The organism is Duganella sp. 1224 (assembly GCF_013408245.1).
Classification (GTDB): Bacteria; Pseudomonadota; Gammaproteobacteria; order Burkholderiales; family Burkholderiaceae_D; genus Rugamonas.
The window spans coordinates 807,866-821,770 of record NZ_JACBYS010000002.1 but is presented as its reverse complement, the minus strand read 5'-3'; the positions used below and the strand labels follow the sequence as shown (position 1 = coordinate 821,770).

At 67.2% G+C, this 13,905-nt stretch carries 14 protein-coding genes; 7 read left to right on the top strand and 7 right to left on the bottom strand.

The features are described 5' to 3' along the window. Window positions 1-9 precede the first annotated feature (9 nt). The gene (locus FHW58_RS15715; RefSeq protein WP_179674055.1) at window positions 10-876 is read right to left on the bottom strand and encodes an HDOD domain-containing protein; all 867 of its coding nucleotides are present in this window, start codon (window positions 874-876) and stop codon (window positions 10-12) included. A gap of 183 nt (window positions 877-1,059) precedes the next feature. Between FHW58_RS15715 and FHW58_RS15710 the strand changes: the two genes are divergently transcribed. Beyond that, on the top strand, window positions 1,060-1,635 hold the full coding sequence (locus tag FHW58_RS15710) for a DNA-3-methyladenine glycosylase (RefSeq protein WP_179674054.1): 576 nt from the start codon (window positions 1,060-1,062) through the stop codon (window positions 1,633-1,635). On the opposite strand, the gene FHW58_RS15705 is transcribed toward FHW58_RS15710, so the two are convergent. Then, complete coding sequence (locus FHW58_RS15705) at window positions 1,540-3,183, bottom strand: methyl-accepting chemotaxis protein (RefSeq protein WP_179674053.1); 1,644 nt, start codon at window positions 3,181-3,183, stop codon at window positions 1,540-1,542. The two genes, FHW58_RS15710 and FHW58_RS15705, sit on opposite strands and share 96 nt — an antisense overlap. Window positions 3,184-3,264: 81 nt before the next feature. Beyond that, window positions 3,265-3,714, bottom strand: a complete 450-nt coding sequence (locus FHW58_RS15700; RefSeq protein WP_179674052.1) for a cache domain-containing protein — start codon at window positions 3,712-3,714, stop codon at window positions 3,265-3,267. A gap of 133 nt (window positions 3,715-3,847) precedes the next feature. On the opposite strand from FHW58_RS15700, the gene FHW58_RS15695 reads away from it, so the two are divergent. The 4 genes from FHW58_RS15695 to FHW58_RS15680 are packed head-to-tail and all read left to right on the top strand — an operon-like array spanning window position 3,848 to window position 8,424. Then, a complete protein-coding gene (locus FHW58_RS15695; RefSeq protein ID WP_229265339.1) occupies window positions 3,848-5,296 on the top strand; it encodes a KamA family radical SAM protein in 1,449 nt (482 codons plus the stop codon). Window positions 5,297-5,308: 12 nt separating this feature from the next. After that, complete coding sequence (locus tag FHW58_RS15690; protein ID WP_179674051.1) at window positions 5,309-6,634, top strand: MFS transporter; 1,326 nt, start codon at window positions 5,309-5,311, stop codon at window positions 6,632-6,634. Window positions 6,635-6,641: 7 nt separating this feature from the next. Further along, the gene (locus tag FHW58_RS15685) at window positions 6,642-7,538 is read left to right on the top strand and encodes a 2OG-Fe(II) oxygenase (protein WP_229265338.1); all 897 of its coding nucleotides are present in this window, start codon (window positions 6,642-6,644) and stop codon (window positions 7,536-7,538) included. Window positions 7,539-7,572: 34 nt separating this feature from the next. Further along, window positions 7,573-8,424 (top strand): fumarylacetoacetate hydrolase family protein, encoded by an 852-nt coding sequence (locus tag FHW58_RS15680; RefSeq protein WP_179674050.1) that lies wholly within the window; start codon window positions 7,573-7,575, stop codon window positions 8,422-8,424. Between the two features lie 42 nt (window positions 8,425-8,466). On the opposite strand, the gene FHW58_RS15675 is transcribed toward FHW58_RS15680, so the two are convergent. Beyond that, window positions 8,467-9,810 (bottom strand): aspartate aminotransferase family protein, encoded by a 1,344-nt coding sequence (locus FHW58_RS15675; protein ID WP_179674049.1) that lies wholly within the window; start codon window positions 9,808-9,810, stop codon window positions 8,467-8,469. Between the two features lie 98 nt (window positions 9,811-9,908). On the opposite strand from FHW58_RS15675, the gene FHW58_RS15670 reads away from it, so the two are divergent. Beyond that, the gene (locus FHW58_RS15670) at window positions 9,909-10,463 is read left to right on the top strand and encodes a carboxymuconolactone decarboxylase family protein (protein WP_179674048.1); all 555 of its coding nucleotides are present in this window, start codon (window positions 9,909-9,911) and stop codon (window positions 10,461-10,463) included. A gap of 81 nt (window positions 10,464-10,544) precedes the next feature. On the opposite strand, the gene FHW58_RS15665 is transcribed toward FHW58_RS15670, so the two are convergent. From FHW58_RS15665 to yjgA, 3 genes are read right to left on the bottom strand one after another with little or no spacing between them, the layout of a single operon-like run. Further along, complete coding sequence (locus FHW58_RS15665; protein ID WP_179674047.1) at window positions 10,545-11,213, bottom strand: alpha/beta hydrolase; 669 nt, start codon at window positions 11,211-11,213, stop codon at window positions 10,545-10,547. Further along, window positions 11,210-11,830, bottom strand: coding sequence for a molybdopterin adenylyltransferase (gene mog / locus FHW58_RS15660; RefSeq protein WP_179674046.1), 621 nt, complete (start codon window positions 11,828-11,830; stop codon window positions 11,210-11,212). Before mog ends, FHW58_RS15665 begins: the two co-directional genes overlap by 4 nt. Further along, entirely contained in the window at window positions 11,820-12,437 is a 618-nt protein-coding gene (yjgA, locus tag FHW58_RS15655; protein ID WP_179674045.1) for a ribosome biogenesis factor YjgA, read from the bottom strand. The genes mog and yjgA overlap by 11 nt, the downstream gene beginning before the upstream one ends. Window positions 12,438-12,531: 94 nt before the next feature. Between yjgA and pmbA the strand changes: the two genes are divergently transcribed. Next, on the top strand, window positions 12,532-13,884 hold the full coding sequence (gene pmbA, locus FHW58_RS15650) for a metalloprotease PmbA (RefSeq protein ID WP_179674044.1): 1,353 nt from the start codon (window positions 12,532-12,534) through the stop codon (window positions 13,882-13,884). Window positions 13,885-13,905: the final 21 nt, after the last annotated feature.

Sequence of the window (13,905 nt, the reverse complement as noted above, 5' to 3'; positions counted from 1 at the left end):
TGGTTCTTCTTATCGTTCGGTGTGGAAGGTTTCGTTGAGCTCGTCGAGCAGGTCTTCGGTTTCATCCTCGGTCAGGCCGAGGTGGCGGCAGGCGCTGTCGCCGCCTTTTTCCCATTCGTAGGAGCTGTGGTGGTTGTGCAGGCGCTGGATGCCTTTTTCGGCCAGCAGCGACAGCGCCACCAGCGAGCGGATGGCGTCGTCGGTGGCCGGGTCGTCCAGCACGCGGTAGTCGTGGTGGTGCAGGATGGCCCAGGAGACGTCCGGCGACAGGCCCCAGTTGCGCGCCAGCAGGCAGCCGATGGCGGCGTGGTTGGTGCTGTAGCGCGCGTCCTCGACGGCGGTGAAGACGCCGTCGGCGTCGTTGCAGGCGCGCTGGTAGGTGTCGGTGTAGTCGGCGAAGCGGTTCATCAGCAGCGGCACGCCGATGTCGCAGAACAGGCCGAAGGTGTGGGCGATGTCGGGCGGCGCCACGCGCAGCTTGCGCGAGGTGAACACCAGCGCCTGGGCGCGGCGCGCCGAGACTTCCCAGAATGCGCTGAGGTCGGTATCGTTGCCGTCGATGGCCTGGCGCGCCAGCAGGCCGGTCAGCAGGGCCGCGCACTGGTTGATGCCGAGGAAGTTGATCGCCTGCTCGACCGACTTGGCCTTGCGCGCGGCGCCGAAGAACGGCGAGTTGGCCAGCTTCAGCAGCGCGCCGGACATGCCGACGTCGTTGGCGATGATGCGGGCGATCTGGCGCGGCGACGGATCGTCGCGGGCCAGTTCGCGCTGCAGGTCGACGAGCAGGCTGGGCCGAGGCGGAATCCGGATGGAACGCATCAGCGCGTCTTCCACCGCGTTTTCGGTTGGCAGGGCTGGGGCAGCAACGGTCGTCATCGTGGTTTTCGGGGCAAAAGGCAATCTTACCCTCGATTATCGCCGCAAGCGGCGTCGATTGCGTGAATTTGCAATGAAATTGTGTGGACTGCACCGTATTTTGTCATGTATTGCCGCGATTTGATAATGATTTGTCACCAATCGTGCGCGCGGCCGGCGCCGGTTGGCGTTTACAATGGGGCAATGATGACCACCCTGGCAGGCATAGATTTCAGCGCTCCCGCGCACGAGGTGGCGGCGCAACTGATCGGCGTGACGCTGCTGGTCGGCGGCGTTGGCGGCCGCATCGTCGAAACCGAGGCCTATGACCGCGACGAGCCGGCCTCGCACTGCTACATCGGCGAGACGGCGCGCAATTTTTCCATGTTCGGACCGCCCGCGCGCAGCTATGTGTACCAGTCGCACGGCATCCACTGGTGCCTGAACTTCGTCTGCCGCGAGGCCGGCCATGGCGCCGGCGTGCTGATCCGGGCGCTGGAACCGCTGGCGGACGACGACGGCCTGGCGCGCATGCGCGCGCGGCGCGGGCTGGACGACGTCCGCTTGCTGTGCTCGGGGCCGGGCCGGTTGTGCCAGGCGCTGGGCGTGACGCGCGCGCAGAACAACCTGCCGCTGGCCGAGGCGCCGTTCCTGCTGTTGCCGCGCGCACGCGAGGTGGCGGTGCTAGCCGGTCCGCGCATCGGCATTTCCAAGGCCGTGGATCTGCCGTGGCGCTTCGTCGAGGCCGGCTCGCGCTTTTTGAGCAAGCCCATGCGCTGAACCCTCCAGCTTGAACACCGACACCGCCCGCGACAGGTGGCCGGCCTGGTCCTGCAGGCTGGCCGCCGCCGCCGCGGCCTGTTCCACCAGCGCGGCGTTCTGCTGCGTCACATCGTCCATCTGCCCGACCGCCTGATTGACCTCGGCGATGCCCTGCGCCTGCTCGGCGCTGGCGGCGCTGATGCGGGCGATGATGTCGTTCACCTGGCGCACGGCGGCGACGATGCCGGCCATGCGCTCGCCGGCCTGCTGCACCGTTGCGCTGCCGCTGTCGATGGTGGCCACCGAGGCGGCGATCAGCGTCTTGATCTCCTTGGCGGCGGCGGCCGAGCGCTGCGCCAGCGTGCGCACCTCGGCCGCGACCACCGCGAAGCCGCGTCCCTGTTCACCGGCGCGTGCCGCTTCCACGGCGGCGTTCAGCGCCAGGATATTGGTCTGGAACGAGATGCCGTCGATGACGGCGATGATGTCGACGATCTGGCGCGAGCTGGCGCGGATCGAGGTCATGGTCCGCACCGCGTCCTCCATCGCCGCGCCGCCGTGCTGCGCCAGGTCGCTGGCGCCGGCCGCCAACTGGCAGGCTTGGCGCGCGTTGGCGGCGTTGGCCTGCACCGCCTGCGTCAGCGTGTTCATCGCGCTGGCGGTCTGCTCGAGCGAGCTGGCTTGCAGCTCGGTGCGGGTCGACAGATCGAGGTTGCCGGTGGCGATTTCGCGCGCGGCGGTGTCGATCGAGCGCACCGCGCCGAGGATGGTGGTGAGGGTGTGCGTGAGATTGGCCATGGTCTGGTCCAGCATGCGCGCGGTATCGGCGATTTCATCGCGGCCCTGGGTGCCGCGGCCGGCGGCGAGGCGGCCGGCCGCCAGCGCCACCACCACGTCGGCGATGGCGCGGATATCGCGCAGCATGGCGCCGCGCACCGCCACTGTCACGCCCAGCGACAGCGCGATGGACAGCAGCACCATGATGGCCATGCTGGTGTTCAGCGTGTGGAAGTCGGCCTTGGCCTGCGCGTGCGCCTGTTCGCTGAGGCGCTTTTCCAGCGCCGAGAGTTGCGCCAGTTGTTCGTTCAGCAGCAGGAACTGTTTTTCGGCGATGGCCATGGCGTTGGTGGCGATGCTCTGGTCCATCTGCGCCATGTCCATGGTCTCCAGCACCGCCTTGCGGTAGGCCGCCAGCGCCTGCAGCGACTGGGCGGCGATGTGGCGCTCGGCGGCGTCGCTGGCGTCGGCGTTGAGCTGGCGCAGCAGGGTGTCGGTGGCGGCGTGGCGGGCCTTGATGTCGCGTGACAGCGCGTCCAGCCGCGCTTGCGCGAAGCTGCCGTTGACCCAGGCCAGCAACTGGTAAATGTTGGCGTGGGCGTAGCGCGCCTCGCCGCTGACGTCGGCGGCGGTCTTGAGGCGGGCGGCGCGCACCTGTACCAGGTTTTCCAGCGAGGCGTTCTGGCGCACCATGCCGACATAGGCCGCGGCGGCGGTGGCGATCAGCAGTGCCAGCACCAGCATGGGGGCGAGCAGCAGTTTGGGGCCGATACGCAGTTGGTTGAGCATGGTGTTCTCCTTGAACCCCCGCGGGCGATGGGGTCTGACCCCGTACGGGGTCAGACCCCGCTGTGCCCCGGGGTAGCGGTGCTATTTTTTGTAGATGCCCGCTTCCAGTACCACTTCCCCCACCCGCAGGATGTAGGTGGTTTTGGGCTCGATCTTGCCGGTGGTGGGGTTCTTGTACTGGTAGTCCACCCAGCCATGGCCTTTTTTTGCGGCCAGCTCGATGATCTCGCGGCGGTACTTCTTGCCGCTGGCGTCGGGGATGTCGGTCAGATCCTTGCCGACGATCGACGGGTTGACCGGGTGCGCCAGCACGATGCCGGTCTTGAGATCGCGCACGTCCACGTACAAGGACCCTTGCAGGTACTCGGGATCCTTGGCAGCGATCTTTTTGAGGAAGGCGTCCTGGCCGTTGGCCTTGATGTAGGCGGCGCCTTTTTCTGCCATGGCGATGGCGTCCTTCTCGGTCGGTTCTGCGGCATGCGCGGTGTGCGCCAGGCCGGCCAGCAGTATCAGGCTTGCGAGGGGTTTCATCAGCGTTCTCCTGTCGGGTGGATGACCTGTCCACTGTAACCGTCAGGAAATTTAAAGAGTTGCGTTGCCGCAAGACTGAGCGGCGCCGCGCGGCCTAGCATGGCGTTTCCAAACCTCAACACAGGATACCGTGATGGATACGCCCAAATTCAAACCGTTTATACGACAGACCATCTCCCACGCGCGGCAGTGGGAATGGATACCGCCCGATCTGCAGGAGGCGGTGCAGGTGGTGTCGCACGTGCTGCCGTTTCGCACCAACGAGTATGTGCTGGATCATCTGATCGACTGGGACAACATCCCCGACGATCCGATGTACCGCCTGACCTTCCCGCACCGGGACATGCTGGCGCCGGACGACTACGCGCGCCTGCGCGAGCTGGTGCTGGGCCGCGCCGACCAGCCGGCGCTGGCGGAGCTGGTGCGGCGCATCCGCCTGCGCATGAATCCCCATCCGGCCGGGCAGATGACGCACAATGTGCCGCGCGTGAACGACGCGCCGCTCAAGGGTTTGCAGCACAAGTACAAGGAGACGGTGCTGTTTTTCCCGAGCGCGGGCCAGACCTGCCACGCGTATTGCACCTTCTGTTTCCGCTGGCCGCAGTTCGTCGGCATGGAGGACATGAAGTTCGACGCCAGGGAGTCGCACGAGCTGGCGGCGTATCTGCGCCTGCATCCGGAGGTGACCGATGTGCTGATCACCGGCGGCGATCCGCTGATCATGAACACGCGTTCGCTGGAGGCGTATATCGCGCCGCTGCTGGCGCCGGAGCTGGCGCATATCCAGAACATCCGCATCGGCACCAAGTCGGTGGCGTACTGGCCGCAGCGCTTCGTGTCGGACCGTGATGCGGATGATCTTCTGCGCCTGTTCGAGCGGGTGGTGCAGGCCGGGAAGAACATGGCGATCATGGGGCACTACAACCATGCGGTGGAGCTGCGCCAGGAGATCGCGCAGCAGGCGGTCAAACGCATCGTCGGCACCGGCGCGACCTTGCGCATGCAGGGGCCGCTGATCCGGCATATCAACGAGGATCCGGCGTCGTGGGCGGAGCTGTGGCAGACCGGGGTGCGGCTGGGGGCGATTCCGTACTACATGTTCGTCGAGCGCGATACCGGGCCGCGCGAGTATTTCCAGTTGCCGCTGGCGCGCGCGCATGCGATTTTCCAGGCGGCCTACCAGATGGTGTCCGGCTTGTCGCGCACGGTGCGCGGGCCGTCGATGAGCGCTTTTCCGGGCAAGGTGGTGATCGACGGGATTGCCACCATCGGCGGCGAGAAGGTGTTTGCCTTGCAGTTCCTGCAGGCGCGCAATGCGGATTGGGTGCGCAAGCCGTTTTATGCGAAGTTTGATCCGCAGGCGACGTGGATGGATGAGTTGAAACCGGCGTTTGGCAAGGAGAAGTTTTTCTTCGAGGAGGAGGGCGGCAGCCGCAGCGAGTACGGCATCGCGCCGCCGGGAGCGCGCAAGGTGATACCGCTGATGGCGGCGCGGGCGGACGGCGGCGCGGCCGGCGCGGCCCCGGCAGCGGCCGGCGCGGGCGACAGCGCGGCCGGTTGCGATTCGCACAGCGCGGCCTAGCGGCGGGGCGGTATGACGCGCGATCCGCGCCGCCCCACCGCGCCATCTGCGGCGGTTTCAGACGTGGTGGGGCGCGTGGCACTGCCGGCGGTGGTTCCGCTGTCCGGCCGGGCGGTGTTTGTGCTGGTGTTCCTGCCGTTCGCGCTGGGCCACTTCCTTTCCAGCTTGATGCGGACGGTGAACGCGACGCTGGCGCCGCAACTGGTGGCGTCGCTGTCGCTCACCCCCGGCCAGCTTGGGCTGCTGACCAGCGCCTTCTTCCTGGCCTTCGCGCTGGCGCAGTTGCCGGTGGGGATGGCGCTGGACCGCTGGGGGCCGGCCAAGGTGCAGCTGCCGATGCTCATGCTGGCCGGCGTCGGCGCGCTGGCCTTCGCTGGCGGCCACACCTTCAGCCAGCTGCTGGCGGCGCGCGCGGTGATCGGCCTGGGACTGGGCGGCTGCTTCATGTCGGCGGTGAAGGCCATCTCGACGTGGATCGCGCCGGCGCGCCTGCCTTCGGTGCAGGGCTACCTGATCGCGGTCGGCGGGCTGGGCGCGGCGGCGGCCACGCTGCCGGTGCGGCTGGCGATGCAGTACATGGACTGGCGTGGCCTGTTTCTGTGGCTGGCCGCGGCGGCGGCCATGGTGGGCATCCTGATCCGCGCGCTGGCGCCGCCGCAGCCCGGCGCCGGCCACAAGCCGGGACTGCGCGACGCCATGCGCGCCGTGTACCAGCATCCGGCATTCCGCGAGGTGGCGGCGCTGGTGCTGGTGCCGCACATGGTGTTCTTCGGCATCCAGGGCCTGTGGATCGGGCGCTGGCTGAGCGACGTGGCGCGCTATCCCGAGGACGCGGTGACGTATCTGCTGTACCTCGGCATGGCGGCGGTAATCTTCGGCGCCATCGCCGTGGGCATGATCACCGAGTGGGCCGGACGGCGCGGCGTTGCGCCGATCGCGGTGGCGGCCACCGGGGTGGCGCTGTTTGTCGCCGTGCAGGCCGGCTTTGTGCTGAACTGGCGGCCCAGCTACCAGTTGCTGTCGGTGCTGTTCACGCTGGTGGGCACGGTGACCGGCATCGAGTACACCATCGTCGCGCAAAGCCTGCCCGGCGCGCTGACCGGGCGCGCGGCCACCTGCCTGAACCTGCTGATCTTCCTGGGGGCATTCGCCGTGCAGGCGGGATTCGGCCTGGTGGTCGGCTGCTGGCGGCCGGATTTGCTGGGGCATTATCCGGCGCTGGCCTACCAGGTGGCGTTTGGCGCGCTGGTGGCGCTGCAGCTGCCCGGACTGTTCTGGTTTGCGTGGCGGCGCTGGCGCAATCCGGTAGAATGGACTTCCCATCCGACCACCCTCTGATGCTGCGATGACCCAAGATCACAATGTGTTTGCTTCCTTGCCGCTGACCTGGCGCGACTGGATCATGGAAAACCTGGCGCGCGCCTGCAGCCCGCTGGATATGGCCAACAGCATGGCGCGCACCGGCCAGTACAGCATGGCCACCGCGCGCGCGGCGATCGACGATGCGGTGCGCATCCGTGCCGCCGGCGCGGGCGCTGGCGTTGCTGGTGCGGCGGCGCCGGTGGCCAGTGCGTTTTCGGCGCCGCGCGAGATGCCGTTCATTGACGCCAGCAGCAACCGCATCGCGGCGCCGGACCGCGAGATCGAGGTGCTGTTCGTGCTGAAGAAGCCGCAGGTGATCCTGCTGGGGAATGTGCTCAGCGACGACGAGTGCGACGCCATTGTCGCCCATTGCGGCAGCCGCTACACGCGGTCGACGGTGACAGCGGAAGCCGACGGCGCCAGCGTGGTGCACGAGGGCCGCACGTCGGAGATGGCCTTCATCCAGCGCGGCGAGGCCGAGGTGGCGGAACGCATCGACCGCCGCCTGGCGGCCATCGCCCACTGGACGCCCGAATGCAGCGAACCGTTCCAGCTACAGAAGTACGACAGGACACAGGAGTACCGGCCGCACTACGACTGGCTGGATCCCGACAGCGCCGGCCACCGTTCGCACCTGGCGCGCGGCGGCCAGCGCCTGGCGACCTTTGTGCTGTATCTGTGCGATGTGGAGGCCGGCGGCGGCACGGTGTTCCCGAATCTCGGGCTGGAGGTGTTTCCCAAGAAGGGCCATGCGCTGTGGTTCCTCAACACCGACAGCAATCACCAGCCGGACCCGCAGACGCTGCACGGCGGCGCGCCGGTGGTGCGCGGCACCAAGATCATCGCCAACAAGTGGCTGCGGCAGGAGCGCTACGGTTAAAATAAGCGTGACTTATTTTTACTGAGGATGATAGATGCGACTCGTACGTTACGGCCGTCCAGGCAAAGAGAAACCAGGCTTGATCGATGACGAGGGCAAGCTGCGCGACCTGTCCGGCGTGATCGCCGATGTGGACGCGACGGCGCTGGCGCCCAAGTCGCTGCGCAAGCTGGAGAAGATTGCGCAGTCATCGCTGCCGCTGGTGCGTGGCAATCCGCGCTTTGGCGTGCCGGTGGCGCGGGTGGGCAAGTTCATTTGCATCGGCCTCAATTACTCGGACCACGCGGCGGAAGCCGGCATGGCGGCGCCCAAGGAGCCGATCGTTTTCCTGAAGGCGATTTCCGCGCTGAGCGGCCCGGATGATCCGGTGATGCTGCCGCAAGGGTCCAAGAAGACCGACTGGGAGGTGGAGCTGGGCATCGTCATCGGCGCGCGCGCGCAGTATGTGAGCGAGGCGGATGCGCACAAGTTCATCGCCGGTTATACGGTGGTCAATGATGTGTCGGAGCGCGAGTATCAGCTGGAGCGCGGCGGCCAATGGGACAAGGGCAAGGGCTGCGATACCTTTGGCCCGGTCGGCCCGTGGCTGGTGACGCCGGAGGATATCTATGACGTGCAGGATCTGGACCTGTACCTGGAGGTGAACGGCAAGCGCATGCAGACCGGGAATACCTCGACCATGATTTTCACGGTGGCGCAGATTGTCAGCTATCTGTCCAAGTTCATGACGCTGGAGCCGGGCGACGTGATCGCCACCGGCACGCCGCCGGGCGTGGGCATGGGCCGCAAGCCGCAGCGCTTCCTGAAGAAGGGGGATGTGATGCGCCTGGGGATTGCGGGCCTGGGCGAGCAGCAGCAGGAAGTGATCAGCTGGCGCGCGCGCTAAACCCGCACGTCGTTCCGTCGCGGGGTCTGACCCCGTACGGGGTCAGACCCCTCGTGCGGTGGCGGGGTTCAGCGCGGCGGACAGCGTTTCTGACAAGCGGTGGGTGATTTCGCCGAGGTCCGCCTCGGTGGCGATGAAGGGGGGGGCCAGCAGAATGTGGTCGCCCTGCCGCCCGTCGATCGTGCCGCCCATCGGGTAGATCATCAGGCCGCGCGCCATGGCTTCGTCCTTGATGATGGCGTACAGCCGCCGCGCCGGGTCGAACGGCGCTTTGCTGGCGCGGTCGGCCACCAGTTCCAGTCCTATCAACAGCCCGCGGCCGCGGATGTCGCCCACCTGCGAGTGCTGGCCGAAGGCGTCTTGCAGCATCGTGCGCAGCGCCTTGCCGCGCGCGGTGACGACCTCCGTCAGGCCGTCGCGCTGTATCACTTTTTGCACCGCCAGCGCGGCGGCGGCCGCCACCGGGTGGCCCATGTAGGTGTGGCCGTGCTGGAAGGCGCCGCTGCCGTCGCGCAGGCGCTCCACGATGGGCGCGCGCGCCAGCACGGCGCCGATCGGCTGGTAGCCGGCGCCCAGGCCTTTGCCCAATACCACCAGGTCGGGCACGATGCCGTCCTGCTCAAACGCGTACAGCGTGCCGGTGCGGCCCATGCCGCACATGACTTCATCGAGTATCAGCAGCAGGCCGTATCGGTCGCACACTGCGCGCACGCCGCGCCAGTAGCCGGGCGTGGGCGGCACCGCGCCGGCGGTGGCGCCGACCACGGTTTCGGCGACGAAGCCGATGATCTTTTCCGGGCCGGTGGCAAGGATGGCGTCCTCCAGCTCCCGCAGCAGGGCGGCGGTGTAGGCCGGCGTGCTTTGGTCGGCGGCGCGTTCGCGGTATTCGTAGCAGGGCGATACACGCGGCACGTCGACCAGCAGCGGCGCGAAGGGCTGGCGGCGCCACTCGTTGCCGCCGACGGCCAGCGCGCCGAGGGTGTTGCCGTGGTAGCTCTGACGCCGGCCGATAAAGGTGGCGCGCTGCGGCTGGCCAGCTTCGAGCCAGTATTGGCGGGCGAGTTTGAGCGCGGTTTCCATGGCTTCCGAGCCGCCGGAGACGAGGTAGACCTGATCGAGGTCGCCGGGGGCGTGGCCGGCGAGGTGCGCGGCCAGTTCCTCGGCGGCGTCGCTGGTGAAGAAGGCGGTGTGGCTGTAGGCGTTGCGGTCGATCTGGGCATGCATGGCGGCCAGCACGTCGGGATGGGCGTGGCCGAGCGAGGAGACGGCGGCGCCGCCGCTGGCGTCCAGATAGGTGCGGCCGGCGGTGTCGGTGACGGTGATGCCGGCGGCGTGGGCGGCCACCGGCGGCGGCCGGCGCAGGTTGCGGTGGATGATGTGGCTCATGGCGTCCTTTCGTGGCGAGGTGCAGACTGCCGACGATAGCCGGATTTTGGCGCGGGCTTTTTGATGTATGCCATGATGAGGTCTTTGAGGGAGGCAGCATGGAGGATCGACTGGGGCCGATTGCGTTTGCCGATATGACGGCGGCGCAGCAGGTGGCGGCGCAGGCGGTGATCGACGGGCCGCGCGGGGCGCTGTATGGGCCGTTTGTGCCGTTGATACGCTCGCCCGAGCTGATGGCGGCGGCGCAGCGGATGGGCGAGTATCTGCGCTATCGGTCGGCCATCGGCACGCGGCTGACGGAGCTGGCCATCCTGGTGACGGCGCGGCAGTGGAGCCAGCAGGTGGAGTGGGCGATTCATGCGCCGATCGCGCGCGATGATGGCGTTGGCGAGGAGGTGATCGCGGCCATCGCGGCGCGCGCGCGGCCGGCGTTTGCGCTGGAGGATGAGGCGCTGGTGTATGACTTTTGCGTGCAGCTGCATCAGCGGCAGCGGGTGGACGATGCGACCTACGCGGCGGCGCTGGCGGCGTTCGGGGAGCAGGGGGTGGTGGATTTGATGGGCATTAACGGCTATTACACGTTTCTGGCCATGGTGATGAACGCGGCGCAGACGGCGGTGCCGCCGTCGTCCGCTTTGCCATTGCCTGATTGAGCGGCGTTTTAACCCGGAGAGGCTGGGGTCTGACCCCGTACGGGGTCAGACCCCCGGTGTGCCGCCGTGCGGGGTGGGGTTTTAGCCGAGGGTGCGCTTGAGCCAGGCGCTGATGTCGTCTACTTCCTCTTGGCACAGCGAGTGCTGCATCGGGTAGTCGTGCCATTCCACCTGGTAGCCCCATGCCACCAGCAGGTCGCGCGAGGCGGTGGCGCGTGGCAGTTGCACCACCGGGTCCATGCGGCCATGCGCCATGAAGATCGGCGTGGCCTTGCTTTCCGCCGTGTGCTCGTCCGCCGCCTTGGCGGCGATCGGCAGGTAGCCCGACAAACACAGCATGCCGGCCAGCTTGCTCTTCTGGCGCAGCCCCGTTTGCAGCGTCATCGCGCAGCCCTGCGAGAAGCCGGCCAGGATGATGCGCTCGTTCGGAATGCCGCGCGCGTTTTCCCGCGCGATCAGCGCTTCCACTTTCAATTGCGAGGCGCGCAGGCCGGCTTCGTCTTCCTGACGACCCAGGTCGGTGTGCACGATGTCGTACCACGAACGCATGACGTAGCCGCCGTTGATGGTCACCGGCATGGTCTCGGCATTCGGGAAGATGAAGCGGATCGCCGGCAGGCCGGTGAAGTCCAGCTCGTGCAGCATCGGCACGAAGTCGTTGGCGTCGGCGCCCAGGCCGTGCATCCAGATGATGGAGACGGTCGGGTTGGCGCCGGTTTCTTTTTCGATCGTTTGCAGCAGTTGGCTCATGCTTGTCCTTGGGCGGGGCGAATGGCGGATTTGGGGCGGAAGGCCTTGCACACGGCCGGATCGGTTTCCATGTACGGGCCGCCGATCAGGTCGACGCAGTAGGGCACGGCAGCGAAAATGCCGCCCACCAGCGTGGCGCCGTCGGCGTCCTTCAGGCCGCCCAGCGTTTCGGCGATGGCCTTGGGCTGGCCGGGCAGGTTGATGATCAGCGCCGCGTGATCGGCGCTTTCGCGGATCACGGCGGTCTGGCGCGACAGGATCGCGGTCGGTACGAAGTGCAGGCTGATCTGGCGCATCTGTTCGCCGAAGCCGGGCATCTCCTTGGTGCCGACCGCCTTGGTGGCTTCCGGCGTGACGTCGCGGCGCGACGGCCCGGTGCCACCGGTGGTCAGGATCAGGTGGCAGCGGGCGACGTCGGCCAGCTCGATCAGCGTGGCTTCGATCTGCGGCTGCTCGTCGGCGATCAGGCGGGTTTCGACCTCGAACGGGGTGGTCAGCGCGCGCGCCAGCCACTCCTGCAATGCCGGTATGCCCTGGTCCTGGTAGACGCCGCCGCTGGCGCGGTCGGAGATCGAGACCAGGCCGACCAGCAGCGGCGCTGCGGCGTTATTCGTCATCGTCTTCGTGACCGTCGTCGGCGTCGGCGTCGGCATCATCGCCGGCGGCGGCCTTGTGCTTGTCAGCTTCCAGCTGCTTGAGGATCTGGAAGATTTCGCGGTAGGCCTTGGGCGGCTTGTTCTCGGCCTGTTCCTTGCGGGCGTTGCGGATCAGCGTGCGCAGGTGCTGCACGTCGAGGTGCGGCGCTTCGCTCAGCAGCGCGGTCAGGGCGTTGTCGTCGGCCAGCAGCTTCTCGCGGCGGCGTTCCAGCGCGTGCATGGCGGCGGTTTCCGCCTTGGAGCCGCCTTTCCAGCTGTCGATGGCCTTCTGGATGGCGGCCACTTCGGCCTCGTCCAGCGTGCGCATCTTCTTGCCGATGAACTGCATCTGGCGCCGACGGCCCTCGTGGTTGGTAATGTTCTGGCATTCGAGGATGGCGTCCAGGACGTCTTCCGGCATCGGCACTTTTTTCACGCGGTCGCGCGGGGCCTCGACCAGTTCCTTGCCGAGTTTTTGCAGCGCGTCCGATTGGCGCTTCATTTCGGATTTGGAAGGGCGTTCGTATTCGTCTTCGAATTCGGCCGAGCTGAAGCCGACGCCGCCGCCGCTGCGGTTGGGATTTACCATAATATCAACTTTCCTGCGGGCGCTTGGCTGCGCCCTTAAACTGTAAACGACTGCTATGATAACTGTTTTAGTGGCCACCCGAAGAAAACAGCCCATGAGCGATACCCATTTTACCCACACCCAGGACCAGTTGAAGCAGCTCGCACGCGATGTGCTGGGCTATGCGAAAGCCCAGGGCGCGAGCGATTGCGCCGTCGAAATCAGCGAGGGCAGCGGCCTGTCGGTGTCGGTGCGCAAGAGCCAGATCGAGACCATCGAGCAGAATAAAGACAAGGGCATGGGCGTGACCGTGTTCATCGGCCAGCGCCGCGGCAATGCCTCGACCTCGGACTTTTCGCCGGCGGCGCTGAAGGCGACCGTGGAAGCGGCCTACAACATCGCCCGCTTCACTGCCGATGACGATTGCGCCGGCCTGGCCGACGAGGATCAGCTGGAGCTGCATCCGCGCGACCTGCAACTGTTCTACCCATGGGATATCTCGACCGCCGACGCGGTGGCGCTGGCGCAGCGCGCCGAGGCGGCGGCGTTTGCCGTCGATCCGCGCGTGACCAATTCGGAAGGCGCCGGCGTGCACGTGCAGCAGTCGCACTTCGTGGCGGCCAATTCGCGCGGCTTCATCGGCGGTTATCCGTATTCGCGCCACACGCTGTCGGTGGCGCCGATCGCCGGCAAGGGCAAGCACATGCAGCGCGACGACTGGTATTCGTCGGTGCGCGACGCGTCGAAGATGTCGACGCCGGAGGCGATCGGCCGTTACGCCGCCGAGCGCGCGCTGGCGCGCCTGAACGCGCGCTCGATCGACACCCGCACCTGCCCGGTGCTGTTCGAGGCGCCGCTGGCGGCCGGGCTGCTGGGCGCCTTCGTGCAGGCGACGTCCGGCGGCGCGCTGTACCGCAAATCGTCGTTCCTGCTGGATTCGCTGGGCAAGCAGGTGCTGCCCAAGCATGTGCAGATCCACGAGGACCCGCACGTCATCGGCGCGGTCGGTTCGGCGCCGTTCGACGAGGAGGGCGTGCGCACCGTCAAGCGTGACGTAGTCAAGGATGGCGTGGTGCAGGGTTATTTCCTGTCGACCTATTCGGCGCGCAAGCTGGGCATGAAGACCACCGGCAACGCCGGCGGCTCGCACAACCTGTCGCTGACGTCGACGCTGACCGCCGAGGCCGATGACTTCGCCGGCATGCTGCGCAAGATGGGCACCGGCCTGCTGGTCACCGAGCTGATGGGGCAGGGCACCAACTACGTCACCGGCGACTACTCGCGCGGCGCGGCCGGCTACTGGGTGGAGAACGGCGTGATCCAGTATCCGGTCGAGGAAATCACCATCGCCGGCAACATGAAGGACATGCTGGCGCAAATCGTTGCAGTCGGTAACGATGTGCTGGTGCGCGGCACCAAGCAGACCGGCTCGATCCTGATCGAGAACATGGTGGTGGCCGGCAGCTAAGCGATTGCACTTTTGCGCTAT

Coding starts and splice junctions, on each gene's coding strand:
- FHW58_RS15665 (WP_179674047.1), bottom strand. CDS start 11,213: ATGAGCCAACTGCTGCAAACGATCGAAAAAGAAACCGGCGCCAACCCG.
- FHW58_RS15705 (WP_179674053.1), bottom strand. CDS start 3,183: ATGCTCAACCAACTGCGTATCGGCCCCAAACTGCTGCTCGCCCCCATG.
- FHW58_RS15685 (WP_229265338.1), top strand. CDS start 6,642: ATGACCCAAGATCACAATGTGTTTGCTTCCTTGCCGCTGACCTGGCGC.
- pmbA (WP_179674044.1), top strand. CDS start 12,532: ATGAGCGATACCCATTTTACCCACACCCAGGACCAGTTGAAGCAGCTC.
- FHW58_RS15695 (WP_229265339.1), top strand. CDS start 3,848: ATGGATACGCCCAAATTCAAACCGTTTATACGACAGACCATCTCCCAC.
- FHW58_RS15715 (WP_179674055.1), bottom strand. CDS start 876: ATGACGACCGTTGCTGCCCCAGCCCTGCCAACCGAAAACGCGGTGGAA.
- FHW58_RS15680 (WP_179674050.1), top strand. CDS start 7,573: ATGCGACTCGTACGTTACGGCCGTCCAGGCAAAGAGAAACCAGGCTTG.
- FHW58_RS15710 (WP_179674054.1), top strand. CDS start 1,060: ATGATGACCACCCTGGCAGGCATAGATTTCAGCGCTCCCGCGCACGAG.
- yjgA (WP_179674045.1), bottom strand. CDS start 12,437: ATGGTAAATCCCAACCGCAGCGGCGGCGGCGTCGGCTTCAGCTCGGCC.
- FHW58_RS15670 (WP_179674048.1), top strand. CDS start 9,909: ATGGAGGATCGACTGGGGCCGATTGCGTTTGCCGATATGACGGCGGCG.
- mog (WP_179674046.1), bottom strand. CDS start 11,830: ATGACGAATAACGCCGCAGCGCCGCTGCTGGTCGGCCTGGTCTCGATC.
- FHW58_RS15690 (WP_179674051.1), top strand. CDS start 5,309: ATGACGCGCGATCCGCGCCGCCCCACCGCGCCATCTGCGGCGGTTTCA.
- FHW58_RS15700 (WP_179674052.1), bottom strand. CDS start 3,714: ATGAAACCCCTCGCAAGCCTGATACTGCTGGCCGGCCTGGCGCACACC.
- FHW58_RS15675 (WP_179674049.1), bottom strand. CDS start 9,810: ATGAGCCACATCATCCACCGCAACCTGCGCCGGCCGCCGCCGGTGGCC.